22 protein-coding genes and 1 pseudogene are annotated in these 25,992 nt (G+C 71.3%); 14 read left to right on the top strand and 9 right to left on the bottom strand.

The window, feature by feature from the left end; genetic code table 11:
• Positions 1-100: 100 nt before the first annotated feature.
• Both ACIRD3_RS20715 and ACIRD3_RS20720 read right to left on the bottom strand, forming a co-directional pair.
• Positions 101-754, bottom strand: coding sequence for an MBL fold metallo-hydrolase (locus ACIRD3_RS20715; RefSeq protein ID WP_402218537.1), 654 nt, complete (start codon positions 752-754; stop codon positions 101-103).
• Between the two features lie 48 nt (positions 755-802).
• On the bottom strand, positions 803-1,537 hold the full coding sequence (locus ACIRD3_RS20720; protein WP_402218539.1) for a maleylpyruvate isomerase family mycothiol-dependent enzyme: 735 nt from the start codon (positions 1,535-1,537) through the stop codon (positions 803-805).
• Positions 1,538-1,817: 280 nt separating this feature from the next.
• Between ACIRD3_RS20720 and uvrA the strand changes: the two genes are divergently transcribed.
• From uvrA to ACIRD3_RS20775, 11 genes are all read left to right on the top strand, one after another.
• A complete protein-coding gene (gene uvrA, locus ACIRD3_RS20725) occupies positions 1,818-4,733 on the top strand; it encodes an excinuclease ABC subunit UvrA (protein ID WP_402218541.1) in 2,916 nt (971 codons plus the stop codon).
• A 132-nt stretch (positions 4,734-4,865) separates the two neighbouring features.
• A complete protein-coding gene (locus ACIRD3_RS20730; RefSeq protein ID WP_402218542.1) occupies positions 4,866-5,309 on the top strand; it encodes a Rieske (2Fe-2S) protein in 444 nt (147 codons plus the stop codon).
• 66 nt (positions 5,310-5,375) lie between these two features.
• Positions 5,376-7,418, top strand: a complete 2,043-nt coding sequence (gene uvrC / locus ACIRD3_RS20735; RefSeq protein WP_402218544.1) for an excinuclease ABC subunit UvrC — start codon at positions 5,376-5,378, stop codon at positions 7,416-7,418.
• 118 nt (positions 7,419-7,536) lie between these two features.
• Positions 7,537-8,421: an RNase adapter RapZ gene (gene rapZ, locus ACIRD3_RS20740; protein ID WP_402218546.1), complete on the top strand. Its 885-nt coding sequence runs from the start codon at positions 7,537-7,539 to the stop codon at positions 8,419-8,421.
• A gap of 65 nt (positions 8,422-8,486) precedes the next feature.
• Positions 8,487-9,584 (top strand): uridine diphosphate-N-acetylglucosamine-binding protein YvcK, encoded by a 1,098-nt coding sequence (gene yvcK, locus ACIRD3_RS20745; protein ID WP_402218548.1) that lies wholly within the window; start codon positions 8,487-8,489, stop codon positions 9,582-9,584.
• On the top strand, positions 9,575-10,555 hold the full coding sequence (gene whiA / locus ACIRD3_RS20750; RefSeq protein ID WP_350521392.1) for a DNA-binding protein WhiA: 981 nt from the start codon (positions 9,575-9,577) through the stop codon (positions 10,553-10,555). Before yvcK ends, whiA begins: the two co-directional genes overlap by 10 nt.
• Positions 10,556-10,866: 311 nt before the next feature.
• Positions 10,867-11,874, top strand: a complete 1,008-nt coding sequence (gene gap / locus ACIRD3_RS20755) for a type I glyceraldehyde-3-phosphate dehydrogenase (protein WP_402218550.1) — start codon at positions 10,867-10,869, stop codon at positions 11,872-11,874.
• A gap of 151 nt (positions 11,875-12,025) precedes the next feature.
• The gene (locus ACIRD3_RS20760; protein WP_402218553.1) at positions 12,026-13,237 is read left to right on the top strand and encodes a phosphoglycerate kinase; all 1,212 of its coding nucleotides are present in this window, start codon (positions 12,026-12,028) and stop codon (positions 13,235-13,237) included.
• Between the two features lie 4 nt (positions 13,238-13,241).
• Positions 13,242-14,027, top strand: a complete 786-nt coding sequence (tpiA, locus tag ACIRD3_RS20765) for a triose-phosphate isomerase (RefSeq protein ID WP_402218555.1) — start codon at positions 13,242-13,244, stop codon at positions 14,025-14,027.
• 87 nt (positions 14,028-14,114) lie between these two features.
• Complete coding sequence (gene secG, locus ACIRD3_RS20770; protein ID WP_402218557.1) at positions 14,115-14,351, top strand: preprotein translocase subunit SecG; 237 nt, start codon at positions 14,115-14,117, stop codon at positions 14,349-14,351.
• A gap of 204 nt (positions 14,352-14,555) precedes the next feature.
• A complete protein-coding gene (locus ACIRD3_RS20775) occupies positions 14,556-14,843 on the top strand; it encodes an RNA polymerase-binding protein RbpA (RefSeq protein ID WP_402218850.1) in 288 nt (95 codons plus the stop codon).
• Positions 14,844-14,926: 83 nt separating this feature from the next.
• On the opposite strand, the gene pgl is transcribed toward ACIRD3_RS20775, so the two are convergent.
• The 5 genes from pgl to tkt form a co-directional block, all read right to left on the bottom strand.
• Positions 14,927-15,715 (bottom strand): 6-phosphogluconolactonase, encoded by a 789-nt coding sequence (gene pgl, locus ACIRD3_RS20780; protein ID WP_402218560.1) that lies wholly within the window; start codon positions 15,713-15,715, stop codon positions 14,927-14,929.
• On the bottom strand, positions 15,712-16,800 hold the full coding sequence (opcA, locus tag ACIRD3_RS20785) for a glucose-6-phosphate dehydrogenase assembly protein OpcA (RefSeq protein ID WP_402218563.1): 1,089 nt from the start codon (positions 16,798-16,800) through the stop codon (positions 15,712-15,714). The genes pgl and opcA overlap by 4 nt, the downstream gene beginning before the upstream one ends.
• Positions 16,797-18,353 carry a glucose-6-phosphate dehydrogenase gene (gene zwf / locus ACIRD3_RS20790; RefSeq protein ID WP_402218853.1) on the bottom strand — a complete coding sequence of 519 codons (1,557 nt, stop codon included), beginning with the start codon at positions 18,351-18,353 and terminating at the stop codon, positions 16,797-16,799. The genes opcA and zwf overlap by 4 nt, the downstream gene beginning before the upstream one ends.
• A gap of 61 nt (positions 18,354-18,414) precedes the next feature.
• Positions 18,415-19,557 (bottom strand): transaldolase, encoded by a 1,143-nt coding sequence (gene tal / locus ACIRD3_RS20795; RefSeq protein ID WP_402218566.1) that lies wholly within the window; start codon positions 19,555-19,557, stop codon positions 18,415-18,417.
• 88 nt (positions 19,558-19,645) lie between these two features.
• A complete protein-coding gene (gene tkt / locus ACIRD3_RS20800) occupies positions 19,646-21,745 on the bottom strand; it encodes a transketolase (RefSeq protein ID WP_402218568.1) in 2,100 nt (699 codons plus the stop codon).
• A gap of 463 nt (positions 21,746-22,208) precedes the next feature.
• Between tkt and ACIRD3_RS20805 the strand changes: the two genes are divergently transcribed.
• Complete coding sequence (locus ACIRD3_RS20805; protein ID WP_402218571.1) at positions 22,209-23,156, top strand: heme o synthase; 948 nt, start codon at positions 22,209-22,211, stop codon at positions 23,154-23,156.
• A gap of 112 nt (positions 23,157-23,268) precedes the next feature.
• On the opposite strand, the gene ACIRD3_RS20810 is transcribed toward ACIRD3_RS20805, so the two are convergent.
• On the bottom strand, positions 23,269-23,910 hold the full coding sequence (locus ACIRD3_RS20810; protein WP_402218573.1) for a DUF2461 domain-containing protein: 642 nt from the start codon (positions 23,908-23,910) through the stop codon (positions 23,269-23,271).
• A gap of 72 nt (positions 23,911-23,982) precedes the next feature.
• On the opposite strand from ACIRD3_RS20810, the gene ACIRD3_RS20815 reads away from it, so the two are divergent.
• Positions 23,983-24,321 carry a hypothetical protein gene (locus ACIRD3_RS20815; protein ID WP_402218575.1) on the top strand — a complete coding sequence of 113 codons (339 nt, stop codon included), beginning with the start codon at positions 23,983-23,985 and terminating at the stop codon, positions 24,319-24,321.
• A gap of 87 nt (positions 24,322-24,408) precedes the next feature.
• A pseudogene (locus tag ACIRD3_RS20820) lies at positions 24,409-24,786 on the top strand (flavoprotein); the annotation flags it as partial.
• Between the two features lie 82 nt (positions 24,787-24,868).
• On the opposite strand, the gene ACIRD3_RS20825 reads toward ACIRD3_RS20820, so the two are convergent.
• Entirely contained in the window at positions 24,869-25,843 is a 975-nt protein-coding gene (locus ACIRD3_RS20825; protein ID WP_402218578.1) for a heme A synthase, read from the bottom strand.
• Between the last annotated feature and the right edge of the window lie 149 nt (positions 25,844-25,992).

The raw sequence follows: 25,992 nt of genomic DNA on the forward strand, positions 1-25,992 counted from the left end.
CTGCATGGAGTCGGCATGTGCCTGCGCCCGGCATCTCTCTGGAGGCGGGCAATGATTCGGGCTGGTCGGCTCCGTCTGGAGCCGACCAGCCCGGAAAGCGTCACCAGCCGCGCTCGCGCCACTCGTCGAGGTGGGGGCGCTCGGCGCCGAGGGTGGTGTCGTTGCCGTGGCCGGGGTAGATCCAGGCCTCGTCGGGGAGGACGTCGAAGATCTTCTCGTTGACGTCCCGGAAGAGGGTCTTGAAGGCCTCCGGGTCCCCCCAGGTGTTGCCGACGCCGCCGGGGAAGAGGCAGTCGCCGGTGAAGACGTGCGGGTGGCCCTGCGGGTCGTCGTAGACCAGCACGATCGCGCCGGGGGTGTGCCCGACCAGGTGGCGGACGGTGAGCTCGACGTCGCCGACCCGGAGCTTGTCGCCGTCGGCGAGCCGCAGCTCGGTGGGGACGTCGATGCCCTCGGCGTCGTGCTCGCCGGCGGCGGTGCGGGCGCCGGTGGTGGCGACCACCTCGGCCAGCGCGCCCCAGTGGTCGTGGTGCCGGTGGGTGGTGACCACGGTCTCCAGGTCGTCGCCGACGGTCTCCAGCAGTACCGGGGCGTCCGCGGCCGCGTCGATCAGCAGCTGCTCGTCGGTGGCCCGGCAGCGCAGCAGGTAGGCGTTGTTGTCGTACGGGCCGACCGCCACCTTGGTGATGATCAGGTGTGCGAGTTCCCGCACGTCCGGCGGTCCACCGACCTTGACCGCTCCGTGGTACGTCATGCGTCCGCTCCTCGTCCGGCTACAGGGTTCAGGATCATCCTCGCGCCGTCAGCCCATCGGGGGAAGCTGGGGGAGGGCGGTGTCGGGGGTGCGGCGCAGGCCGGTGCCGGCGGAGCGGCCGGAGAGCCAGGCGGTCAGCGCGCGGACGGGGCCCTCGACGGTCAGGGCGGGCTCGCCGGTGCCGATCGCGGCGCGGTCCCCGGTGTCCTCGGCGGCCAGCCGGACGGCGGGCAGGTCGGTGTCGGCCAGGCCCCTGGCCAGCTTGTGGAACTGGGCGACGGCGAAGGACTCCGGCCACTGCGCGGGGGTGTGCCCGGCGTCCAGGTCGACGTGGTGGTACTCCAGCTCCAGCAGGCGCTTGTGCGGGATGTCGAAGGCCGGGAAGAGGTAGCCGGTGCGGTGCCGGATCTCGGCCGTCCAGGCCTCGTCGGGCAGCTTGGCGGCGGCCGCGGCGAAGCGCTCGTGCGACTCGCGCAGGTCGGCGAGGTGGACGTCCAGCGGGCGCGGCGCGTCGCGCTCGATGTCGGCGTCGCGGGCCTCGTTGCTGGCGTACTGCGGGATGTCGGTGCCGGTGCGGGCCCCGTCGAGCAGGTTGACCAGGGAGTCGGCGTTGCGGGCGAGGTGGGCCAGCACGTGGCCGCGGGTCCAGCCGGGGAGCGCGGAGGGCTCGGCGACGGCCTCGGGCTTCAGCTCGGCGGCGGTCTGCAGCAGGCGCTGGGTGCTCTCCTCGACCTGAACCAGCCAGGAGGCGGCGGAGGCGGCGGCGGACTGCGGGTCGGTCATCGAAACTGCCTTCTGTCGGGAGACGGCGCGTTGCCCGCGGGGGGCTCCGCTCGTTGACCAGTCGACGCTACCGCCGGATCCGGGCCCTGAGCAGGCGGTTTTTCGGTACGCGCACGGTACGGGCACGGACCGTCCCGACCCCGTCCTCACTCGTTCGGGTGGTCTCGGCTGGACAGAGTCGAGATTCGAACGTCTGAGCTATAGGCTGGCTGCCGCATCCTGGAAGAAGTACCGAATCTCACCGCAAGCCATCTCGCCCCGGAGAAAGGCGCCAGAAGCAGTGGCCGACCGCCTCATCGTCCGCGGTGCTCGCGAGCACAACCTCAAGAACGTCTCGCTCGACCTGCCCCGCGACTCCCTCATCGTCTTCACGGGCCTCTCCGGCTCCGGCAAGTCCTCGCTCGCCTTCGACACGATCTTCGCCGAGGGCCAGCGCCGCTACGTCGAGTCGCTGTCCTCCTACGCCCGTCAGTTCCTCGGGCAGATGGACAAGCCCGACGTGGACTTCATCGAGGGCCTCTCCCCGGCCGTCTCGATCGACCAGAAGTCCACCAACCGCAACCCCCGTTCGACCGTCGGCACGATCACCGAGGTCTACGACTACCTGCGCCTGCTGTTCGCCCGGATCGGCAAGCCGCACTGCCCGCACTGCGGCCGCCCGATCGCCAAGCAGTCGCCGCAGGCGATCGTGGACAAGGTGCTGGAGCTCGCCGAGGGCACCCGCTTCCAGGTGCTCAGCCCGGTGGTGCGCGAGCGCAAGGGCGAGTTCGTCGACCTCTTCGCCGACCTCCAGTCCAAGGGCTACTCCCGTGCCCGGGTGGACGGCGCGACGATCCAGCTCGCCGAGCCGCCGAAGCTCAAGAAGCAGGAGAAGCACACCGTCGAGGTGGTCATCGACCGCCTGACCGTCAAGGAGAGCGCCAAGCGGCGGCTCACCGACTCGGTGGAGACGGCCCTGCGGCTGTCCGGCGGCATGGTCGTGCTCGACTTCGTCGACCTCCCCGAGGACGACCCGGAGCGCGAGCGGATGTACTCCGAGCACCTCTACTGCCCGTACGACGACGTCTCCTTCGAGGAGCTGGAGCCGCGCTCCTTCTCCTTCAACTCGCCGTTCGGCGCCTGCCCGGACTGCTCGGGCCTCGGCAACCGGATGGAGGTCGACCCGGAGCTGGTCGTGCCGGACCCGGAGCGCTCGCTGGACGAGGGCGCGATCCACCCGTGGTCGGCCGGGCACGCCAAGGAGTACTTCCAGCGCCTGATCGACGCGCTCGCCGAGGAGCTCGGCTTCCGCACCGACATCCCCTGGGCCGGGCTGCCGGCCCGCGCCAAGAAGGCGCTGCTGTACGGGCACAAGCACCAGGTGCAGGTCCGCTACCGCAACCGCTTCGGCCGCGAGCGCTCGTACAGCACCGGCTTCGAGGGCGCCGTCCCGTTCATCCAGCGCCGGCACACCGAGGCGGAGAGCGACAGCAGCCGCGAGCGCTTCGAGGGCTATATGCGCGAGGTGCCCTGCCCGACGTGCCAGGGCACCCGGCTCAAGCCGGTGGTGCTCGCGGTCACCGTCGAGGGCAGGTCGATCGCCGAGGTCTCCTCGATGTCGATCAGCGACTGCTCCGAGTTCCTGGGCGCGATGAAGCTCAACGCCCGGGACAAGCAGATCGCCGAGCGGGTCCTCAAGGAGGTCAACGAGCGGCTGCGCTTCCTGGTCGACGTCGGCCTGGACTACCTCTCGCTCGACCGCGCGGCCGGCACCCTGTCCGGCGGCGAGGCCCAGCGCATCCGGCTGGCCACCCAGATCGGCTCCGGCCTGGTCGGCGTGCTGTACGTGCTGGACGAGCCGTCCATCGGCCTGCACCAGCGGGACAACCACCGGCTGATCGAGACGCTGGTGCGGCTGCGCGACATCGGCAACACCCTGATCGTGGTCGAGCACGACGAGGACACCATCAAGACCGCGGACTGGGTGGTCGACATCGGCCCGGGCGCCGGCGAGCACGGCGGCAAGGTGGTGCACTCCGGTTCGCTGAAGCAGCTGCTCGGCAACAAGGAGTCGCTGACCGGCCAGTACCTCTCCGGCAAGCGGTCCATCCCGATCCCGACCTCCCGCCGCGAGCGGGACAAGAAGCGCCAGCTGACCGTCCACGGCGCCCGCGAGCACAACCTCAAGGACGTCACGGTCGGCTTCCCGCTCGGCACCTTCACCGCGATCACCGGGGTCTCCGGCTCCGGCAAGTCGACGCTGGTCAACGACATCCTCTACACCCACCTCGCCCGGGAGCTGAACGGCGCCCGCAGCGTGCCCGGCCGGCACACCCGGATCACCGGCACCGACCAGGTGGACAAGGTGGTGCACGTCGACCAGTCGCCGATCGGCCGCACGCCGCGCTCCAACCCGGCCACCTACACCGGGGTGTTCGACCACGTCCGCCGGCTCTTCGCGGAGACGCAGGAGGCCAAGGTCCGCGGCTACCTGCCCGGCCGGTTCTCGTTCAACGTCAAGGGCGGCCGCTGCGAGAACTGCTCGGGCGACGGCACCATCAAGATCGAGATGAACTTCCTGCCGGACGTCTACGTGCCGTGCGAGGTCTGCCACGGCGCCCGGTACAACCGGGAGACGCTGGAGGTGCACTACAAGGGCAAGTCCATCGCCGAGGTGCTGGACATGCCGATCGAGGAGGCGCTGGCCTTCTTCGAGGCCGTCCCGGCGATCGCCCGGCACCTGAAGACGCTCAACGACGTCGGCCTCGGCTACGTCCGGCTCGGCCAGTCCGCGCCGACGCTCTCCGGCGGCGAGGCGCAGCGCGTCAAGCTCGCCTCGGAGCTGCAGAAGCGCTCCACCGGGCGGACGGTCTACGTGCTGGACGAGCCGACCACCGGTCTGCACTTCGAGGACATCAGCAAGCTGATCAAGGTGCTCAGCGGGCTGGTGGACAAGGGCAACACGGTGATCGTCATCGAGCACAACCTCGATGTGATCAAGACCGCCGACTGGATCGTCGACATGGGCCCCGAGGGCGGCTCCGGCGGCGGCACGGTGGTCGCCGAGGGCACCCCCGAGCAGATCGCCGCCGTCCCGGAGAGCCACACCGGCAAGTTCCTGCGGGACATCCTGCCGAGCGACTTCGCGGACGCCCCGGCCGCCGCCCCGGCGAAGAAGGCGGCACCGCGCAAGCGCGCCGCCGCGGCGAAGAAGTAGGCGAAGAAGCGCCCCCGCCCGCCCCGCCACTCCCGGGACCGCCGAACAGCGGGACTCCCGGGAGCGGCGGGGCGCGTGCGGCATAGACTTCCGTGGTCCCTCGCAGCAGCAGCACACCGTAGGAGCGCACCGATGTCCGAGGCCCCCGAGACCAGCCCCGCCGCCTCCCGCCGCACCCTGCTCTGCGGGGCCGCGGCCGTCCTGGCGGCCGGCGGTGCCGTGGCCGTCACCGGCTGCAGCAGCGCCTCCTCCTCGGGCTCCTCCGGCAGCAGCGCCAAGGGCCCGGTGGACCTCGGCCCGGCCTCGGCCGTGCCGGAGGGTGGCGGCACGGTGTTCCGCGACCAGAAGATCGTGGTCACCCAGCCGACCGCCGGCCAGTACAAGGCCTTCAGCGCCAAGTGCACCCACGCCGGCTGCATCGTGGACCAGGTGAAGAACCAGCAGATCCAGTGCCCCTGCCACGGCAGCCGGTTCGGCATCGCCGACGGCGCCGTGCAGGACGGCCCGGCCCCCTCCCCGCTGCCCGCCTACACCGTCACGGTCGACGGCGGAAACCTCAAGGTGACCCCGAGCTGAAGCCGTTGACCAACGCCGAGTCGATCTCCCGTCCGCACCCCCGCCCCCTGTCGGTACGGTGGACCCATGGCTGACCCGAGCACCTACCGCCCGGCGCCCGGCGCGATCCCGATCTCCCCGGGCGTCTACAAGTTCCGTGACGCCCACGGCCGGGTCATCTACGTCGGCAAGGCCAAGAGCCTGCGGCCGCGCCTGTCCTCCTACTTCCAGGACCTCGCCGGGCTGCACCCGCGTACCGCGACCATGGTCACCACCGCCGCCTCGGTGGAGTGGACCGTGGTCGGCACCGAGGTCGAGGCGCTCCAGCTGGAGTACTCCTGGATCAAGGAGTTCGACCCGCGGTTCAACGTCAAGTACCGGGACGACAAGAGCTATCCGGAACTCGCCGTCACCCTCAACGAGGAGTACCCGCGGGTCCAGGTGATGCGCGGGGCGCACAAGAAGGGCGTGCGCTACTTCGGCCCGTACGGGCACGCCTGGGCGATCCGCGAGACGGTCGACCTGCTGCTGCGCGTCTTCCCCGTCCGCACCTGCTCCAACGGCGTCTTCAAGCGCGCCCGGCAGGTCGGCCGGCCGTGCCTGCTCGGCTACATCGGCAAGTGCGCCGCGCCCTGCGTCGGCAAGGTCTCGGCGGACGAACACCGGGCGCTGGCCGAGGACTTCTGCGACTTCATGGCCGGACGCACCGGCAACTACCTGCGCCGGCTCGAAGAGCAGATGCAGGAGGCCGCGGCCGAGCTGGAGTACGAGAAGGCGGCCCGGCTGCGCGACGACATCGGCGCCCTCAAGCGCGCGATGGAGAAGAACGCCATCGTGCTCGCGGACGCCACCGACGCCGACCTGCTGGCCGTCGCCGAGGACGAACTCGAAGCCGCCGTGCAGATCTTCCACGTCCGCGGCGGCCGGGTGCGCGGCCAGCGCGGCTGGGTCACCGACAAGGTCGAGGACGTCGACACCGCCGGCCTGGTCGAGCACGCCCTCCAACAGCTCTACGGCGGCGGCGAGTCCGTCCCGCGCGAGGTGCTCGTCCCCGCCCTGCCCGACCCGGTCGAACCGGTGCGGGAGTGGCTGGGCGGCCTGCGCGGCAGCCAGGTCGACCTGCGCGTGCCGCAGCGCGGTGACAAGAAGGACCTGATGGCCACCGTGCAGCGCAACGCCCTGCAGGCGCTCGCGCTGCACAAGACCAAGCGCGCCTCCGACCTCACCACCCGCAGCCGCGCCCTGCAGGAGATCGCCGACGCGCTGGAGCTGGACTCCGTCCCGCTGCGCATCGAGTGCTACGACATCTCCCACCTCCAGGGCGAGGACGTGGTCGCGTCCATGGTCGTCTTCGAGGACGGCCTGGCCCGCAAGAGCGAGTACCGGCGCTTCCAGATCAAGGGCTTCGAGGGCCAGGACGACGTCCGCTCGATGCACGAGGTGATCAGCCGGCGCTTCCGCCGCTACCTCCAGGAGCGCGAGCAGACCGGCGAGTGGGCCGTCCCCGAGTCCGATGACGACCAGCCCGAGGACGGCGCGCGCCCGGACGACGGCCCGCGCACCGAGGACGGCCGCCCCAAGCGCTTCGCCTACCCGCCCCAGCTGCTGGTGGTCGACGGCGGCCAGCCGCAGGTCGCCGCCGCCAAGCGCGCCCTGGACGAGCTCGGCATCGACGACGTCGCGCTGTGCGGCCTGGCCAAGCGGCTGGAGGAGGTCTGGCTGCCCGGCGAGGACGACCCGGTGGTGCTGCCCCGCTCCAGCGAGGGGCTCTACCTGCTCCAGCGCGTGCGCGACGAGGCGCACCGCTTCGCGATCGGCTACCAGCGCGCCAAGCGTTCCAAGCGACTCACCGCCGGAGAGCTGGACTCCATCCCGGGGCTCGGCGAGACTCGCCGCCAGGCGCTGCTCAAGCACTTCGGCTCGCTGAAGAAGCTCCGGGCCGCCACCGTGGACGAGCTCTGCGCGGTACCCGGCATCGGACGCCGCACCGCGGAGACTGTTGCGGCGGCGTTGTCGTCCCGTACACCCGCCGGACCCGCGGTCAACACCGCGACCGGCGAGATCATCGAGGACGGGGCCGAGCCGGTGGCAGCAGCACCCCAGACCGCACCATCCCAGGAGACGCCATGACGGCCGACGGCGCCCGTCAGCCGGTGTGCCCCGACCCCGCCCGCCTGCCCGGGCCGGGGAAGGGCGGCCGCGCCGTGCGCGTTCTCCCCAGTAGAAAGACCGAGAGCGGGGAACCGAAGTGACCGTGTCAGACGTGGCCGAGAACGCGCCGGAGCTGGTGATCATCTCCGGCATGTCCGGAGCCGGCCGCTCCACCGCCGCCAAGTGCCTGGAGGACCTGGGCTGGTTCGTGGTGGACAACCTGCCGCCGGCCCTCATCCCGACCATGGTCGACCTGGGCGCCCGCTCCCAGGGCAACGTCGCCCGGATCGGCGTGGTCGTGGACGTCCGCGGCCGCCAGTTCTTCGACGACCTGCTCACCTCGCTCGACGAGCTGGAGAAGCGCGGCGTCCGCCTCCGGGTGGTCTTCCTGGACTCCTCCGACGAGGCGCTGGTGCGCCGCTTCGAGAACGTGCGCCGCCCGCACCCGCTGCAGGGCGACGGCCGGATCGTCGACGGCATCGCCCAGGAGCGCGACCTGCTGCGCGACCTGCGCGGCGAGGCCGACCTGGTGATCGACACCTCCAACCTCAACGTGCACCAGCTGCGCGCCAAGCTGGACGCCCAGTTCGCCGACCACGACGAACCCGAGCTGCGCGCCACCGTGATGTCCTTCGGCTTCAAGTACGGCCTGCCGGTCGACGCCGACCTCGTGGTGGACTGCCGCTTCCTGCCCAACCCGCACTGGGTGCCCGAGCTGCGGGCCCGCACCGGCACCGACGCTGACGTCGCCGACTACGTGTTCCAGCAGCCCGGCGCCAACGAGTTCCTGGACGGCTACACCGAGCTGCTCCGGATCGTGACCGAGGGCTACCGGCGCGAGGGGAAGCGTTACATGACGCTTGCCGTAGGCTGCACCGGTGGCAAGCACCGTAGCGTCGCCATGTCCGAGCGTCTGACCAAGCGTCTCATCGCCAACGGAGTCGAGACGGTGCTCGTCCACCGTGACATGGGACGGGAGTAACCGCCGCCTGCGCAGCCGGGCCGCCGGCGGAGCCGGTGGCGGGGCCGAAGAACGCGAGGTGATGTGTGGCGGGATACGTGCCCGGGCGGCAACCGCAGAGCAGGACCGGTGACCGGGCCGGAAGCCCGGCCCGGCCCCCGGCGCCGAGCCGTCCGCGCAGCAGCCCCGCCCGGGCCAACCCGGCCCCCCGGATCACCGCGCTCGGCGGCGGCCAGGGTCTGTCCGCCTCGCTGTCCGCGCTGCGCCGGCTCACCAGCGACCTCACCGCCGTGGTCACCGTCGCCGACGACGGCGGCTCCAGCGGACGGCTGCGCAGCGAGCTCGGTGTGCTGCCGCCGGGCGACCTGCGCAAGGCGCTGGCCGCGCTGTGCGGGGACGACGACTGGGGCCGCACCTGGTCCGAGGTGATCCAGCAGCGCTTCACCGGCAACGGCGAGCTCGGCGGCCACGCCGTCGGCAACCTGCTGATCGTCGCGCTCTGGGAGAAGCTGGGCGACCCGGTGGAGGCCCTGGACTGGGTCGGCCGGCTGCTCAACGTCCAGGGCCGGGTGCTGCCGATGTCGGCGGTGCCGCTGGACATCGAGGCGACCGTCCGCGGCCACGACCCGGCCCGCCCCGGCGAGGTGTCGGCGGTCCGCGGCCAGGCGAACGTCGCGGCGACCCCCGGCACCGTGCAGTCGATCCGGCTGGTGCCGGACGAGCCGCCGGCCGTCCCGGAGGCGGTCACCGCCGTCCGGGAGGCGGACTGGGTGGTGCTCGGCCCCGGCTCCTGGTTCACCAGCGTGCTGCCGCACCTGCTGGTGCCCGAGCTGACCAAGGCGCTCACCGAGACCCGCGCCCGCCGGCTGCTCACCCTGAACCTGGCCCCCCAGCCCGGCGAGACCGAGGGCTTCACCCCGCAGCGTCACCTGGAAGTCATCGCCGACCACGCTCCGGAGCTCGCGGTGGATGCGATCCTGGTGGACGAGCGCGCCGTCACCGGCGGCGCCTTCGGCCAGGCCGACCTCGCCGGTCTGGAGAAGGCCGCCGAGCGGATGGGCGCCGCACTGGTGCTCGGTTCGGTGGCCCGCACCGACGGCACGCCGCGACACGACCCCGAGCTGTTGGCGGCAGCGTACGACCGGATTTTCCGGACACATGGAAGGATCGGGCCATGGCGATGACTCCAGCGGTGAAGGACGAGATCAGCCGGCTCCCGGTCACCCGGGCCTGCTGCCGCAAGGCGGAGGTGTCGGCGATCCTGCGGTTCGCGGGCGGACTGCACATCGTGAGCGGCCGCATCGTGATCGAGGCGGAGCTGGACACCGGAGCGGCGGCACGGCGGCTGCGCAAGGACCTGCTGGAGATCTTCGGGCACTCCTCCGACCTCGTCGTGATGGCGCCCGGCGGCCTGCGCCGCGGCAGCCGCTTCGTCGTCCGGGTGGTCAAGGACGGCGAGCTGCTCGCGCGCCAGACCGGCCTGGTCGACGGCCGGGGCCGCCCGATCCGGGGCCTGCCCCCGGCGGTCGTCTCCGGTGCCACCTGCGACGCCGAGGCGGCCTGGCGCGGTGCCTTCCTGGCGCACGGCTCGCTCACCGAGCCGGGCCGCTCCTCCTCGCTGGAGATCACCTGCCCCGGCTCCGAGGCGGCGCTGGCCCTGGTCGGCGCGGCCCGCCGGCTCGGCATCCCGGCCAAGGCCCGGGAGGTCCGCGGGGTGGACCGGGTGGTCATCCGTGACGGCGACGCGATCGGCGCGCTGTTGACCCGCCTCGGCGCGCACGAGTCGGTGCTCGCCTGGGAGGAGCGCCGGATGCGCCGCGAGGTACGGGCCACCGCCAACCGGCTCGCCAACTTCGACGACGCCAACCTGCGCCGCTCGGCCCGCGCCGCGGTGGCGGCCGGCGCCCGGGTCGCCCGCGCGCTGGAGATCCTCGGCGAGGAGGTCCCCGAGCACCTGGCCGCGGCCGGCCAGCTGCGGATGCAGCACAAGCAGGCCTCGCTGGAGGAGCTGGGCGCGCTCGCCGACCCGCCGCTGACCAAGGACGCGGTGGCCGGCCGGATCCGCCGGCTGCTGGCGATGGCCGACAAGCGCGCCTCCGAGCTCGGCCTGCCGAGCACCGAGGCCAGCCTGACCGACGAGATGGCGATGAACTGACGCCACCGCCCGTGATCGCGACACGGCCGGCGCCCGGCTCCCCGGGCGCCGGCCGTCGGCGTTCGCGGACCACGTCCGGAGGTGCCGGCAGAGCCGAATTGGTAGAGACCATTGGTCTCGGGACCAACTGCCCGCCGAACCAAGGGCGGACGGCCCGAAACCGGGTTTCGGGCACGCCACGCCACGTCTCACGAGGTGGCGCGATGTGCCCCAAAAGGCCCCGGAGGGGTAGGGTCATAGGCGGTCGGGGACTTCCCAAATCTCACCCCCGTCGGGCTCCGGCCCGGCGTACCTAACGAGGAGATCGGTTCGTGACGATCCGGGTAGGCATCAACGGCTTCGGCCGCATCGGCCGCAACTTCTTCCGCGCGGTCAAGGCCCAGGGCGCGGACATCGAGATCGTCGGTGTCAACGACCTCACCGACACGAAGACCCTGGCTCACCTGCTCAAGTACGACACCACCCTGGGCACCTTCCCGGGCGAGGTCTCGCACACCGAGGACAGCATCACCGTCGACGGCCACACCTTCAAGGTGACCGCCGAGCGTGACCCGGCCAACCTCCCGTGGGCCGCCCTGGGCGCCGACATCGTCGTCGAGTCCACCGGCATCTTCACCAAGGCCGAGGCTGCGAAGAAGCACCTCACCGCCGGTGCGAAGAAGGTCATCATCTCGGCGCCCGCCACCGACGAGGACGTCACCATCGTCCTGGGTGTCAACGACGAGAAGTACGACGCCGCCAAGCACGACATCATCTCCAACGCCTCCTGCACCACCAACTGCGTGGCGCCGATGGCGAAGGTGCTGAACGAGGCCTTCGGCATCGTCAAGGGTCTGATGACCACCGTCCACGCGTTCACCAACGACCAGGTCACCCTGGACTTCCCGCACAAGGACCTGCGCCGTGCTCGTGCGGCGAGCCAGAACATCATCCCGACCTCGACGGGTGCCGCCAAGGCGACCGCGCTGGTCCTGCCGGAGCTGAAGGGCAAGCTGGACGGCACCTCGCTGCGCGTCCCGGTCCCGACCGGCTCCATCACGGACCTGGTCGTCACCCTGGAGCGCGAGGTCACCAAGGACGAGGTCAACGCGGCCTTCCAGAAGGCCGCGCAGGAGGGCCCGCTCAAGGGCATCCTGGCCTACACCGAGGACCCGATCGTCTCCTCGGACATCGTCAACGACCCGGCCTCGTGCATCTTCGACAGCCAGCTCACCATGGTCCAGGGCAACCAGGTCAAGGTGCTCGGCTGGTACGACAACGAGTGGGGCTACTCGAACCGCGTCGTCGACCTGGTCACCCTCGTCGGTGGACAGCTCTGACCTTGCGGGAGCTGACGTGATGTAGGGGCGAGGGCCCGGACGGCGCACCTGCCGACCGGGCCCTCGCTCCGCGCTCAAGGACTTCTCAGGCGGCCCCTGCGCCGTGCCGCCTCTGCGCATCGACCATCTCCCCAGGAGTAACCGAATCCCCGTGAAGACCATCGAAGAGCTCATCGAAACCGGTGTCGAGGGCAAGCGCGTGTTCGTGCGCGCCGACCTGAACGTGCCGCTGGACGGCGAGACGATCACCGACGACGGCCGGATCCGCGCCGTCGCCCCGACCATCGCCAAGCTGGCCGCGGCCGGCGCGAAGGTCGTCGTCGCCTCCCACCTCGGCCGCCCCAAGGGCGAGCCGGACCCGAAGTTCTCGCTCGCCCCGGCGGCCAAGCGGCTCGGGGAGATCCTCGGCAAGGACGTCGCCTTCGCCACCGACACCGTCGGTGACAGCGCCCGGGCCACCGTCGCCGCGCTGGCGGACGGCGAGGTCGCGCTGCTGGAGAACCTGCGCTTCAACGCGGGCGAGACCAGCAAGGACGACGCCGAGCGCCAGGCCTTCGCCGAGCAGCTCGCCGAGCTGGCCGACCTGTACGTCGGTGACGGCTTCGGTGCCGTGCACCGCAAGCACGCCTCGGTCTACGACCTGCCCGGCCTGCTGCCGCACGCCGCCGGCGACCTGATCGCCACCGAGGTCGGTGTGCTGAAGAAGCTCACCGACGAGGTCCAGCGCCCGTACGTGGTGGTGCTCGGCGGCGCCAAGGTCTCCGACAAGCTCGGTGTGATCGACAACCTGCTGAAGAAGGCCGACCGGATCCTGATCGGCGGCGGCATGGCGTACACCTTCCTCAAGGCCAAGGGCCACGAGGTCGGCATCTCGCTGCTGCAGGAGGACCAGATCCCGGTCTGCCTGGAGTACCTGGCCGAGGCCGAGAAGCGGGGCGTCGAGTTCGTCCTGCCGGTCGACGTCCTGGTCTCCGCCGAGTTCCCGGACCTCAAGGGCAAGACCCCGGCGAACCCCGAGCTCGTCGCCTCCGACGCCATCCCGGCGGACAAGGAGGGCCTGGACATCGGCCCGAAGACCCGCGAGCTGTACGCGGCCAAGCTGGCCGACGCCGGCACGGTGTTCTGGAACGGCCCGATGGGCGTCTTCGAGCACCCGGACTACGCGAACGGCACCAAGGCCGTCGCGCAGGGCCTGCTGGACAGCGACGCGTTCACCGTGGTCGGCGGCGGCGACTCCGCCGCGGCCGTCCGTATCCTGGGCTTCGACGAGAACGCCTTTGGACACATCTCGACCGGCGGTGGCGCGAGCCTCGAGTACCTGGAGGGCAAGACCCTTCCCGGTCTCGCCGCCCTGGAAGGCTGACAGCATGACCGACCGTCTCCCGCTCATGGCGGGCAACTGGAAGATGAACCTCAACCACCTTGAGGCCATCCAGCACACCCAGAAGCTGGCCTTCGCGCTGGCCGACAAGGACTACGAGGCCGTCGAGGTCGCCGTCCTGGTGCCGTTCACCGACCTGCGCTCGGTGCAGACCCTGGTCTTCGGCGACAAGCTGAAGATCAAGTACGGCGCGCAGGACATCTCGCAGCACGACGGCGGTGCCTACACCGGCGAGGTCTCCGGGCCGATGCTGGCCAAGCTCCAGTGCACCTACGCGGTGATCGGCCACTCGGAGCGCCGGCAGTACCACGGCGAGAACGAGGAGATCGTCAACGCCAAGGTGAAGGCCGCCTACCGTGCCGGGATCACCCCGATCCTGTGCATCGGCGAGCCGCTGGAGATCCGCAAGGCCGGCACCCACGTCGAGTACACCCTGGCCCAGCTGGACGGCGCCCTGGCGGACGTCCCGGCCGACCAGGCCGAGACCATCGTGGTCGCCTACGAGCCGGTCTGGGCGATCGGCACCGGCGAGGTGGCGACCCCGGAGGACGCGCAGGAGGTCTGCGCCGCGATCCGCGCCCGTCTCGCCGAGCTGTACAGCGCCGAGCTGGCCGACAAGGTCCGCGTGCTGTACGGCGGTTCGGTCAAGTCGTCGAGCGCGGCCGGCCTGATGGCCAAGCCCGACATCGACGGCGGCCTGATCGGCGGTGCCTCGCTGGACGCCGAGGAGTTCGTCAAGATCGTGCGCTACCGTGAGCAGGCAGTAGGCTAACGCCGCTGCAGCAACGTAGGCTTTGGGGCCGGACCGCCGTACGCGGCCCGGCCCCTTCGCCGAAGATACGAGAGAGTTGGTCCCGTCGTGGTTCTCGGGTTCTCGATTGCCCTGATCATCTTCAGTCTGCTGATGATCCTGCTGGTGCTGCTGCACAAGGGGAAGGGCGGCGGCCTGTCCGACATGTTCGGCGGTGGCGCGATGTCCACCGGCGGTGGTTCGGCGGTGGCCGAGCGCAACCTGGACCGCATCACCATCGTGGTCGGCCTGGGCTGGTTCGCGTCCATCATCGTGCTCAGCCTGCTGCTGAAGTACCAGAGCTGACACAAGCCTGACGCCCCGTCGCCCGAGCGCCTATCCTGGGACGGTCGGGGCGGAGGCGGTGGTGGCGGATGCTTAACTCCTGCTTACACTAGGACGACTTTCGCCACCGACGCGCACCGCGGCGGGTCGGCGCACCAGTACGCAGGGAGTCAGACCGTGGCAAGTGGCAATGCCATCCGTGGCAGCAGGGTTGGGGCCGGCCCGATGGGCGAGGCGGAGCGCGGCGAGTCCGCCCCCCGCAACCGGATCTCCTTCTGGTGCGCCAACAAGCACGAGACCCGGCCCAGCTTCGCCGCCGACGCGGCGATCCCGGACACCTGGGACTGCCCGCGCTGCGGCTTCCCGGCCGGCCAGGACCAGCACAACCCGCCGGCCCCCTCGCGCAACGAGCCGTACAAGACCCACCTCGCCTACGTCCGCGAGCGGCGCACCGACGCCGACGGCGAGGCGATCCTCGCCGAGGCACTGGCGAAGCTCCGCGGGGAGATCTGAGGGATTCCGAGCGCCGGAGCAGCGACGAGACACGAGAAGGGGCGCCACCGTCACGACGGTGGCGCCCCTTCTGCGCGGGCCCGTTACGCCGAGGCCGGCGGGTAGAGCTGCGGGGGGATCCGCTCCGCGGCGGCGCGGTCCAGCAGCCACAGGGTGCGGCTGCGGCCGTACGCGCCGGAGGCGGGCGCCTGGAGCTCGCCGGGGCCGGACAGGGCCAGCGCGACCGCGCCCGCCTTGTCCTCGCCGGCGGCCAGCAGCCAGACCTCGCGGGCGGCCCGGATGGCCGGGAGGGTGAGCGAGACCCGGGTCGGCGGGGGCTTGGGGGCCCCGCGCACGCCGACCACGGTCCGCTCGGTCTCCCGCACGCCCGGGTGCTCGGGGAAGAGCGAGGCGACGTGGGTGTCCGGGCCGACGCCGAGCAGCAGCACGTCGAAGGCGGGGACGCCGAGCCGGTCGCCCGGCCCGGCCGCCTTCGCCAGCTCCTCGGCGTAGCGGGCCGCGGCGGCCTCCACGTCCGAGCCGTCCACCCCGTCCGAGGCGGGCATCTCGTGCACCCGCGCCGGGTCGAGCGGGACGGCGTCCAGCAGCTCCGCGCGGGCCTGGACGGCGTTGCGGTCCGGGTCGGCGGCCGGCACGAAGCGCTCGTCGCCCCACCAGAGGTCGAGCCGGCCCCAGTCGACCGCGTCGCGCGCCGGGGAGGCGGCGATCGCGGCCAGCAGGGCGTTGCCGTTGCGGCCGCCGGTGAGCACCACCGAGGCGGTGCCGCGGGCGGCCTGGGCGTCCACGATCCGGGTGATCAGCCGGGCCGCGGCCGCCTGGGCCATCAGCTCCTTGTCCCGGTGGACGACCAGCTGCGGGGTCGCGTTGGTCATGCGCCGTCCTTCGAGGTGCGCTTGCCGGCCGACTTCTTCGCGGGCTTCTTCTCCGCGGCGTCGGCGGTGATCCGCTCGGGGTTGGCCACGGCCGCCTCGGCGACCGCCGTGGCGACCTGCTCGGCGACCCGTTCGGCCTCCGCCGTCTCGGCGTTGCTCGGCTCGTGCAGGCGCTCGACGGGCGTGCGCACGGCCGTCGCGTAGATGTCGTCCGGGTCCAGGCGGCGCAGCTCCTCGGCGATCAGCTCCGAGGTCTCGCGCCGCTTGAGCGCCACCTGGCGGTCCGGCGAGCCGGGCATGGAGAGCGTGCCCATCAGGCCGTCCGGGCGGTCCAGGGTGACGCTCCCGTCCTTGGTGCGCAGGTGCACCGCGGTGATGCCCGGGCCGCCGGTGACGACCCGCTCGACCGGCACGTGCAGCCGGTTGTGCAGCCAGAGGCCGAGCAGCTCGACGCTGGGGTTGTAGGACTCGCCCTCGACCGCCGCGGAGACGATGGTGGACGGCCGCTGGTCCAGCGCGGCGGCCAGCATCGAGCGCCAGCCGGTGATCCGCGTCCAGGCCAGGTCGGTGTCGCCCGGGGTGTAGCTCTGCGCCCGCTGGGCGAGCTGGCCGACCGGGGACTCGGCGGTCACGGCGTCGGTGATCCGGCGCTGGGCGAGCGAGCCCAGCGGGTCCTGCGCCGGGTGCAGCGGCGCGTTCTCCGGCCACCAGACCACGACCGGGGCGTCCGGCAGCAGCAGCGGCAGGACGACCGACTGGGCGTGCGCGACGAGCTCGCCGTGCATGCGCAGGATGACCGTTTCTCCGGAGCCGGCGTCGGAGCCGACCAGGATCTCGGCGTCCAGCCGGGTCTCGGCGCGGGCCCGCGGCGAGCGCCCGGCGCGCTTGATCACCGCGAGGGTGCGCATCGGGTGCTCGCGGGAGGCGTCGTTGGCGGCCTTGAGGGCGTCGTAGGCGCTGCCCTCGTCGGTCACGATCACCAGGGTGAGCACCATGCCGGCGGCGGTGGAGCCGCTGGCCCGGCGCGCCTCCATCAGCGCGGCGTTGATCTTGCTGGACGTCGTGTTGGTGAGGTCGATCTTCATGGCCGGCGCCAGCTCCTGCCGTCTCGTGCGAGCATCTCGTCCGCCTCGACGGGGCCCCAGGTCCCCGCCGCGTACTGGGCGGGCTTGCCGTGGGTGTCCCAGTACTTCTCGATCGGGTCGAGGATCTGCCAGGAGAGCTCGACCTCCTGGTGGCGCGGGAACAGGTTGGCGTCGCCGAGCAGCACGTCGAGGATGAGCCGCTCGTACGCCTCCGGGCTGGACTCGGTGAAGGACTCGCCGTAGGCGAAGTCCATCGTGACGTCCCGGACCTCGAAGGAGGTGCCCGGCACCTTGGAGCCGAACCGCACCGTCACGCCCTCGTCCGGCTGGACCCGGATGACCAGGGCGTTCTGCCCCAGCTCCTCGGTCGCGTAGGAGTCGAACGGCAGGTACGGGGCGCGCTGGAAGACGACCGCGATCTCGGTGACCCGGCGGCCCAGGCGCTTGCCGGTGCGCAGGTAGAACGGGACGCCCGCCCAGCGGCGGTTGTTGATCTCCAGCTTGATGGCGGCGTAGGTGTCGGTCTTGGAGTCCGGGTTGATCCCGTCCTCGTCCAGGTAGCCGACGACCTCCTCGCCGCCCTGCCAGCCGGAGGCGTACTGGCCGCGCACGGTGTGCCGGCCGAGGTCGGCCGGGAGCTTGACGGCGCTGAGCACCTTGAGCTTCTCGGCGACCAGCGCCTTCGGGTGGAAGGACGCCGGCTCCTCGATGGCGGTGAGCGCCATCAGCTGGAGCAGGTGGTTCTGGATCACGTCACGGGCGGAGCCGATGCCGTCGTAGTAGCCGGCCCGGCCGCCGATGCCGATGTCCTCGGCCATGGTGATCTGCACGTGGTCGACGTACGACCGGTTCCAGATCGGCTCGAACATCTGGTTGGCGAAGCGCAGCGCCAGGATGTTCTGGACCGTCTCCTTGCCCAGGTAGTGGTCGATCCGGAAGACCTCGTCCCGGGGGAAGACGTCGTGGACGACCTTGTTGAGCTCCTGCGCGCTCTCCAGGTCGTGGCCGAAGGGCTTCTCGATGACCGCGCGGCGCCAGGAGCCCTGCGGCGGGTCGGCCAGGCCGTGCTTCTTGAGCTGCTGGACGACCGTCGGGAAGAACTTCGGCGGCACGGACAGGTAGAAGGCGAAGTTGCCGCCGGTGCCCTGGGCCTTGTCCAGCTCCTCGATGGTCGCGCGCAGCTTGTCGAAGGCCTCGTCGTCGTCGAAGGTCCCGTGGATGAAGCGCATGCCCTTGGCGAGCTGCTGCCAGACCTCCTCCCGGAACGGGGTGCGGGCGTGGTCGCGGACGGCGTCGTGGACCTCCTTGGCGAAGTCCTCGTCGTCCCACTCGCGGCGGGCGAAGCCGACGAGGGAGAAGCCCGGCGGGAGCAGACCGCGGTTGGCCAGGTCGTAGATGGCCGGCATCAGCTTCTTGCGGGACAGGTCGCCGGTGACCCCGAAGATGACCAGACCGGACGGCCCCGCGATGCGCGGGAGCCGCCGGTCCGAGGGGTCACGAAGCGGGTTGACAGGGGTGGGCGGGAGGTCGTCCGCGTCCGATTCCGACGTCAACTCAGGGAAATCAGTGCTCACTTGATGGGCTCCGCTTTCGTGCGCTGGCTGTGAGCAGGGGTCACTTCTCGTCGGCGAAGGAGGCGAGCGAGGCGGTGACGGTGTCGAGCAGCTCGTTCCAGGACTGCTCGAACTTCTCGACGCCCTCGTCCTCCAGGACCTGGACGACGTCGTCGTAGTCCACGCCGGCGGCGGCGATGGCGTCCAGGACGGCCTTGGCGTCGGCGTAGTTGGGGACGATGGTGTTGCCGGTGACCACGCCGTGGTCGCCGGTGGCGTCCAGGGTGGCCTCGGGCATGGTGTTGACGGTGCCGGGGGCGACCAGCTCGGTGACGTACAGGGTGTCCGGCAGGGCCGGGTCCTTGACGCCGGTGGAGGCCCACAGCGGGCGCTGCGGCTTGGCGCCGGCGGCCTCCAGGGCCTTCCAGCGGGCGTTGCCGGCGGTCTTGCCGTCGACGCTGCCGAAGACCTCCTCGTACGCCTGGTAGGCGAGGCGGGCGTTGGCCAGGGCGGCCTTGGAGCGCAGGTTCTTGGCGTCGCCGCCGATCTTGTCCAGACGCTTGTCGATCTCGGTGTCCACGCGGGAGACGAAGAAGGAGGCGACGGACTCGATCTGGGAGAGGTCCAGGCCCTTGGCCTTGGCGGCCTCCAGGCCGGTCAGGTAGGCGTCGATGACGGCCTTGTAGCGCTCCAGCGAGAAGATCAGCGTGACGTTGACGCTGATGCCCTTGCCGATGACCTCGCTGATCGCGGGCAGGCCGGCCTTGGTGGCGGGGATCTTGATGAAGACGTTCGGGCGGTCGACCAGCCACCACAGCTGCTTGGCCTCGGCCACGGTGGGGGCGGTCTCGTGCGCCAGGCGCGGGTCGACCTCGATGGAGACCCGGCCGTCGCGGCCGTTGGAGGCGTCGTAGACCGGGCGCAGCACGTCGGCGGCGTCGCGCACGTCGGAGGTGGTGATCATGCGGATCGCCTCGTCGGTGGTGACCTTGCGGACGGCGAGGTCGCGCAGCTGGCCGTCGTAGGAGTCGTCGCCGCTGCCGGCGATCGCCTTCTGGAAGATGGTCGGGTTGGTGGTGACGCCCACCACGTGCTTGTTCTGCACCAGTTCGGCCAGGTTGCCGGAGTTCAGCCGCTTGCGGCTGAGGTCGTCCAGCCAGATCGCCACGCCTTCGTCGCTGAGGCGCTTCAGTGCGTCAGTCATGCTGCTCAGTCCCTTGTTCTTCTGCATGTGTGGGGTAGTCAGAGGGGCCGCGTGCCCGCGTGCGGGCGGGCACGCGGCCCGGAGCGCGTCAGCGGTTGACGGCCTCGAGGGAGCGCAGGGCGTTGTGGGCCTCGGCGACCACACGCTCGGCGGTGATGCCGAACTCCTCGAACAGCACCTTGTAGTCGGCGGAGGCGCCGAAGTGCTCCAGCGAGACGATCCGGCCGTGGTCGCCGACCAGCTCGCGCCAGCCCTGGGCGATGCCGGCCTCGACCGAGACGCGGGCCTTCACCGACGGCGGCAGCACGCTGTCGCGGTAGGCCTGGTCCTGCTCCTGGAACCACTCGAAGGACGGCAGCGAGACCACGCGGGTCGGGATGCCCTCGCCCTCCAGCACCTCGCGGGCCTTGACGGCCAGCTGCACCTCGGAGCCGGTGCCGAGCAGGATCACCTGCGGGTCGCCGGTCGAGGCCTCGGCCAGGACGTATCCGCCCTTCGCGGTGCCCTCGGCGGAGCCGAAGACCTCGCGGTCGAAGGTCGGGACGCCCTGGCGGGTGAGGGCCAGGCCGACCGGGCCGGGGTGGCTGGTGTGGCGCTCGACGATGGTGCGCCAGGCGACGGCGGTCTCGTTGGCGTCGGCCGGGCGGACCATGGCCAGGCCCGGGATGGCGCGCAGCGAGGCCAGGTGCTCGACCGGCTGGTGGGTCGGGCCGTCCTCGCCGAGGCCGATCGAGTCGTGCGTCCAGACGTAGGTGACCGGCAGCTTCATCAGCGCGGCCAGGCGGACGGCCGGGCGCATGTAGTCGGCGAAGACCAGGAAGGTGCCGCCGTACACGCGGGTCCTGCCGTGCAGGGCGATGCCGTTCATGGTCGAGCCCATGGCGTGCTCGCGGATGCCGAAGTGGATCGTCCGGCCGTACGGGCTCGCCGACTTCAGCGGGTTGCCCTCGGGGAGGAAGGAGCTGTCCTCGTCGATGGTGGTGAGGTTGGACTCGGCGAGGTCGGCCGAGCCGCCCCACAGCTCCGGGATCACCGCGCCGATCGCCTTGAGGGTGTCGCCGGAGGCCTTGCGGGTGGCGACGTCCTTCCCGGCCGGGAAGGAGGGGACGGCCTTCTTCCAGCCCTCGGGCAGCTCGCCGGCCTGGATCCGGTCGAACTCGGCGGCGCGGTGCGGGTTGGCGGCGCGCCAGGCGTCGAAGGACTGCTGCCACTGGTCGCGGGCGGCCTTGCCGCGCTTGATGACCAGGCGGGCGTGCTCGATGACCTGGTCGCTGACCTCGAAGGTCTTCTCCGGGTCGAAGCCCAGGACCTTCTTGGTGGCGGCGATCTCGGCGGCGCCGAGCGCGGAGCCGTGCGCCTTGGCGGTGTTCTGGGCGTCCGGGGCCGGCCAGGCGATGATCGTCCGCATCGCGATCATCGACGGGCGGGAGGTCTCGGCCTTGGCCGCGGCCAGCGCCTCGGCGAGGGCGGCCACGTCGATGTCGCCGTTGGACTTCGGGGTGACCCGCTGGACGTGCCAGCCGTACGCCTCGTAGCGCTTGAGGACGTCCTCGGAGAAGGCGGTCTCGGTGTCGCCCTCGATCGAGATGTGGTTGTCGTCGTACAGGGCGACCAGGTTGCCCAGCTGCTGGTGGCCGGCCAGGGAGGAGGCCTCGGCGGAGATGCCCTCCTCCAGGTCGCCGTCGGAGACGATGGCCCAGACGGTGTGGTCGAAGGGGGACTCGCCGGCCGGGGCCTCCGGGTCGAACAGGCCGCGCTCGTAGCGGGCGGCCATCGCCATGCCGACCGCGTTGGCGATGCCCTGGCCGAGCGGGCCGGTGGTGGTCTCCACGCCGGCGGTGTGGCCGTGCTCGGGGTGACCGGGGGTGCGGCTGCCGGCGACGCGGAAGGCCTTGAGGTCGTCCAGCTCCAGGCCGTAGCCCGAGAGGTACAGCTGGGTGTAGAGGGTCAGGCTGGTGTGCCCGGGGGAGAGGACGAAGCGGTCGCGGCCGACCCAGGCCGGGTCGGTCGGGTCGTGGCGCAGGAACCGCTGGAAGATCAGGTACGCGGCCGGGGCCAGCGACATGGCCGTCCCGGGGTGTCCGTTGCCGACCTTCTGGACGGCGTCCATGGCGAGGACTCGCGCGGTGTCAACCGTGCGCTCGTCCAGATCGGTCCACTCGAATGCGTTCGTCGGCGCAGTGCTCACCCTGTCTCAGGGCTCCTTCCGTATTGAAGAGTGACCCCGTGAATGGGGACCGGGTCGGCCACGGCGCTGTGGTCCCGACGCTGGGTGGTGCCGGTCACGGAGGGTAGATCCCGCTTCTGCGTGCGAGCCTACCGTCCGGGCCGGGGCTCACCCTCCGTGCTGAGACAACCGGGATTTCCGCATGGTGATTCCCACTAGGCCGGTCTGAGGGCATTTGTCCCAGGCTCTCCCGTTTCGCGCTCGCCCGCCGCCGGGGTGGTCAGGACGGGGTAGCGGAGCCCGCCGGAGACGGTTCGTGGCTTCGCCCAGTCGGTTCACCCGGGGGTGTGCGGTTCGGCCTCGCCGGGGACCCCGGAGCCGGATGGGATATATGGAGCGTCTATGGTGTCGTGGTACGCGCAGAGCGGACGATTCGGGACCCTTCGTTCCTGTGGACGCCTGCGAGGATTCATCTTCAGTTGGGGTGTTAGTGACCGCCGTCGAAACCCGTCCCGCCGGGGTCACCGGGGCGACTCCTGCGCACCGGCCGATCGGGGCCCGTGTCGGCGCGTTCGTCGCACTGACCAAGCCGCGGATCATCGAGCTGCTGCTGATGAGCACGGTGCCGGTGATGTTCCTGGCGCAGCAGGGCGTGCCGAACATGCTGCTGGTGCTGAAGGTCGTGGTCGGCGGCTACCTCTCGGCGGGCGGCGCCAACGCCCTCAACATGTACATCGACCGCGACATCGACGCGATGATGTCCCGCACCGAGCGGCGGCCGATCGTCACCGGGATGGTGTCGCCGCGCGAGGCGCTGGTGTTCGGCGTCGTGCTCGCGGTCGTGTCGACTCTGGTGCTGGGCATCGGCGTCAACTGGCTGTCCGCCGGGCTGGCGCTGGGCGCGCTGCTGTTCTACGTGTTCGTCTACACGCTGGGGCTGAAGCGGCGCACCTCGCAGAACATCGTCTGGGGCGGCATCGCCGGCTGCATGCCGGTGCTGGTCGGCTGGTCCTCGGTGACGAACTCGGTGTCCTGGGCGGCGGTCGCGCTGTTCCTGGTGGTGTTCTTCTGGACCCCGCCGCACACCTGGGTGCTGTCGATGAAGGTGCGCGACGACTACGAGCGGGCCGGCGTGCCGATGCTGCCGGTGATCAAGGGCAACGTGGCCGTCGGCAAGCAGGTCGTCGCGTACTCCTGGGTGATGGTGGCGGTCTCGCTGGCGGTCTGGCCGCTGGGGCACATGAGCTGGCTGTACCCGCTCGCCGCGGTGCTGCTGGGCGGCTTCTGGCTGCGCGAGGCGCACGCGCTGTACGCGCGGGCCAAGGCCGGGATCGTGGGCGCCAAGCTCAAGGAGATGCGGCTGTTCCACTGGTCGATCACCTACCTGTCGCTGCTGATGGTGGTGTGCGCGGTCGACCCGTTCGTGAAGTAGGACTTCTGCAGGAAGAGCCCCGGTCCGTTCGGACCGGGGCTCTTCCGCGTTCGGGGCACCTTCGCGTTCGGGGGCGCGTTCGGGGCTCTTTCGCGAGCAGGGCTCGTCGCGTTCAGCGCGCCGGGAGCTCGGAGGGGCCGACGTGGCCGTCCAGCCAGTCGCGCAGCGGGCGGGAGGCGTGCAGGAAGGCGGCGATCCGGGTGTAGGCGGTGCGGGTGCCCAGCCACTTCGCCGGCTCCCACTCCTGCCAGGCCACCAGACCCTTGTGGCGCAGCAGCTCGATCCTGGGGTGGTCCTTGGGATAGCCGCGCGGGGCCGACTTGAGGGAGTCCCGGCCGAACACCTGCGGGCCGTCCTTCTCCACCCGGGCGATCACCCGCTCCAGCTCGGCGCCGGTGACGTCCTCGGCGACGGCGGCGCGGTAGCGGTCCAGCTGGTCCGGGGCGAGCTGGTACATGCCGTTGCCGCAGGCCAGGCCGTCGGCGGAGAGCTGGATGTAACCGCCGCTCTCCAGGTGGGCGCCGATGTGCGTCTTGTACGGGGACTTGTCGGCGCTGAACCGGACGTCGCGGTTGGGGCGGAAGATCTTCCCCGGCCCGAACTCCGGCTCCAGCTCCGCGAGCAGTTCCTCCATGGGGGCGCGCACGGCGTCCTCGTACTGCTCCTTGTGGGCCTGCCAGAAGGTCTTCGAGTTGTCGGCCTCCAGGTGCTCGTAGAAGTCGAGCGCCTCGGTCGGCCAGCCTTTGAAGGTCACCCCCTCAGTATGTGGCCCGGTGCACAGGGTGCTCCCGTCGCCAGCCGCACTACCGGTGGGTAGCATGCGGGCATGAGCAGCGCAGAGACCGCCACCGCCGCCGCGCCGGACGCCCGCACCGAGCGCCGCGCCAAGCGCATCGCCAAGAACCTCACCAGCTTCGCCCAGCAGCACGGGGGCAGCGCCGACGCGGTCGTCGAGTACGTCGGCGCCGTGGCCACCCGGATCGTCGTGGTCGGCGCGGACGGCGCCTGGGGCGACCAAGTCGCCCCCAGCTACGCCGTCGGCCGACGGGCCGCCGAGCTGGCCGGGCTGACCCTGCACGACTCCTTCGAGGGCGAGCTGGGCCTCAAGGTCAAGACCGGGCCGTACGAGTGGAAGCGGATGGCCGGCATCCAGCTCGGCGGCTGAGGCTCTCGTACGTCGGCGGCCCGGCTCCCCAGGTGGGGGAGCCGGGCCGTTGCCTTCAGACGGGCAGCTTCCAGCCCGGCCCGTCCTCCGATCCGCTCCGCGTGGCACACGCCGAGCGTTCCGCAACCGTTGCCTCCGGCAGATGCCATCGCGGTTGCTCCCGCGACGTTCAACACCGTCAACAAGTGGGCCGCCGGTATTTCCGACACGCTGGCGCTCGGCATCCTCTGCGAGGCGTACGGGCTTGGCATCCCCGTGGCCGTCCAGCCGTACCTGAACTCCGCCCAAGCCGCCCACCCGGCGTATTCGGAGAGCTTGGCCCGGCTGCGCTCGATGGACGTCATGATCGGCGACTACGTGCCCCACAAGCCCAAGTCCGGCGGAGGGCGCGACACGTACAGCTGGACCCACGTCCTCGACCTGCTCCGGCCCGCTCGCAGCAGCCGTCCGGAGTCGGCCGCATGACGAGCCTCGCGGCGGCCGACAGCTGCTGCGGGAACGCGCGAAGGCCCCCATCACGGGTGATGGGGGCCTTCGGCGATCTCGCTCAGACCTTCGCGGTTTCGGGGGTGCGGGGGGCCGGGGTGTCGACCGTGGTCTCCTCGGCCGCCCTCGTGCGCAGGGCGAGGGGGATTCTCAGGGCGGCGATCCAGGTCAGGGAGGCCAGCAGCATGTGGAGGCCGACCATCAGCTCGGGGGCGTCGGTGAAGTACTGGATGAAGCCGAGGACGCCCTGGACGAGCAGGACCGCGAGAAGCTCCTTGGCGCGGGACTTGGCCGCCTGCGGGGCCTTGACCGCGGCGAAGACGAAGATCATCGCGATGGTCAGGCCGACCGAGATGAACGCGAAGTCGGCGTGGAACTGGGCCAACCTGTCGTAGTCGATCGGGATGCGCGGGACGATCTTGTTGTCCTTGGGCGTGCCCGGGTGGTGTCCGGCGCCGGTGACCAGGGTGCCGGCGGCGACCAGCAGGCCGACGACCGTGACCAGGACGTAGGAGAGCTGGTGGATGGGGCGGGCCACGGCGAGCTTCGGCGGAGCGTCGCCCTCCTTGCTGCGCTCCCACATCAGCAGGGCGACCCAGACCAGGGCCATCGCGGCGATCATGTGCAGCGCGACGGTGTACGGGTTGAGGCCCGTGAGGACCGTGATGCCGCCGAGTACGGCGTTGCTCATCACCAGCCAGAACTGGGCCCAGCCGAGCTTGGTCAGGCTGCGCCGCCACGGTCGGTGGCAGCGGGCGGCCAGGATCGCCCAGCCGACCGCCGCGCTCAGCACGTAGGTGAGCATCCGGTTGGTGAACTCGACGACGCCGTGGAAGCCCATCTCGGCGGTGGGCGTCAGGCTCTCGTCGGTGCAGCGGGGCCAGGTCGTACAGCCGAGGCCGGAGGCGGTGAGCCGGACGGCGCCGCCGGTGACGACGATCACCACGCTCATCACCAGCGCGGCGAACGCGGCGCGCCGGACCATCGCGGCGGAGGGCTGCCAGCGCTCGGCGAGCAGGGAGAAGGGGGTACGCACGGGGTCAATCGTAGGCGGCCTTACAGGCGATCTTGGGGCGGGGCGCGGGCAGGGCGGCCGGGACGTAAAACGGATTGTTCGGACACGGCGGTCAATGGTCTTGACCAATTACCGCTCTGGCCGAAAGAGTGCGGATTGGTCCATACCTG

Source organism: Kitasatospora sp. NPDC093550 (assembly GCF_044764985.1).
Lineage (GTDB): Bacteria > Actinomycetota > Actinomycetes > Streptomycetales > Streptomycetaceae > Kitasatospora.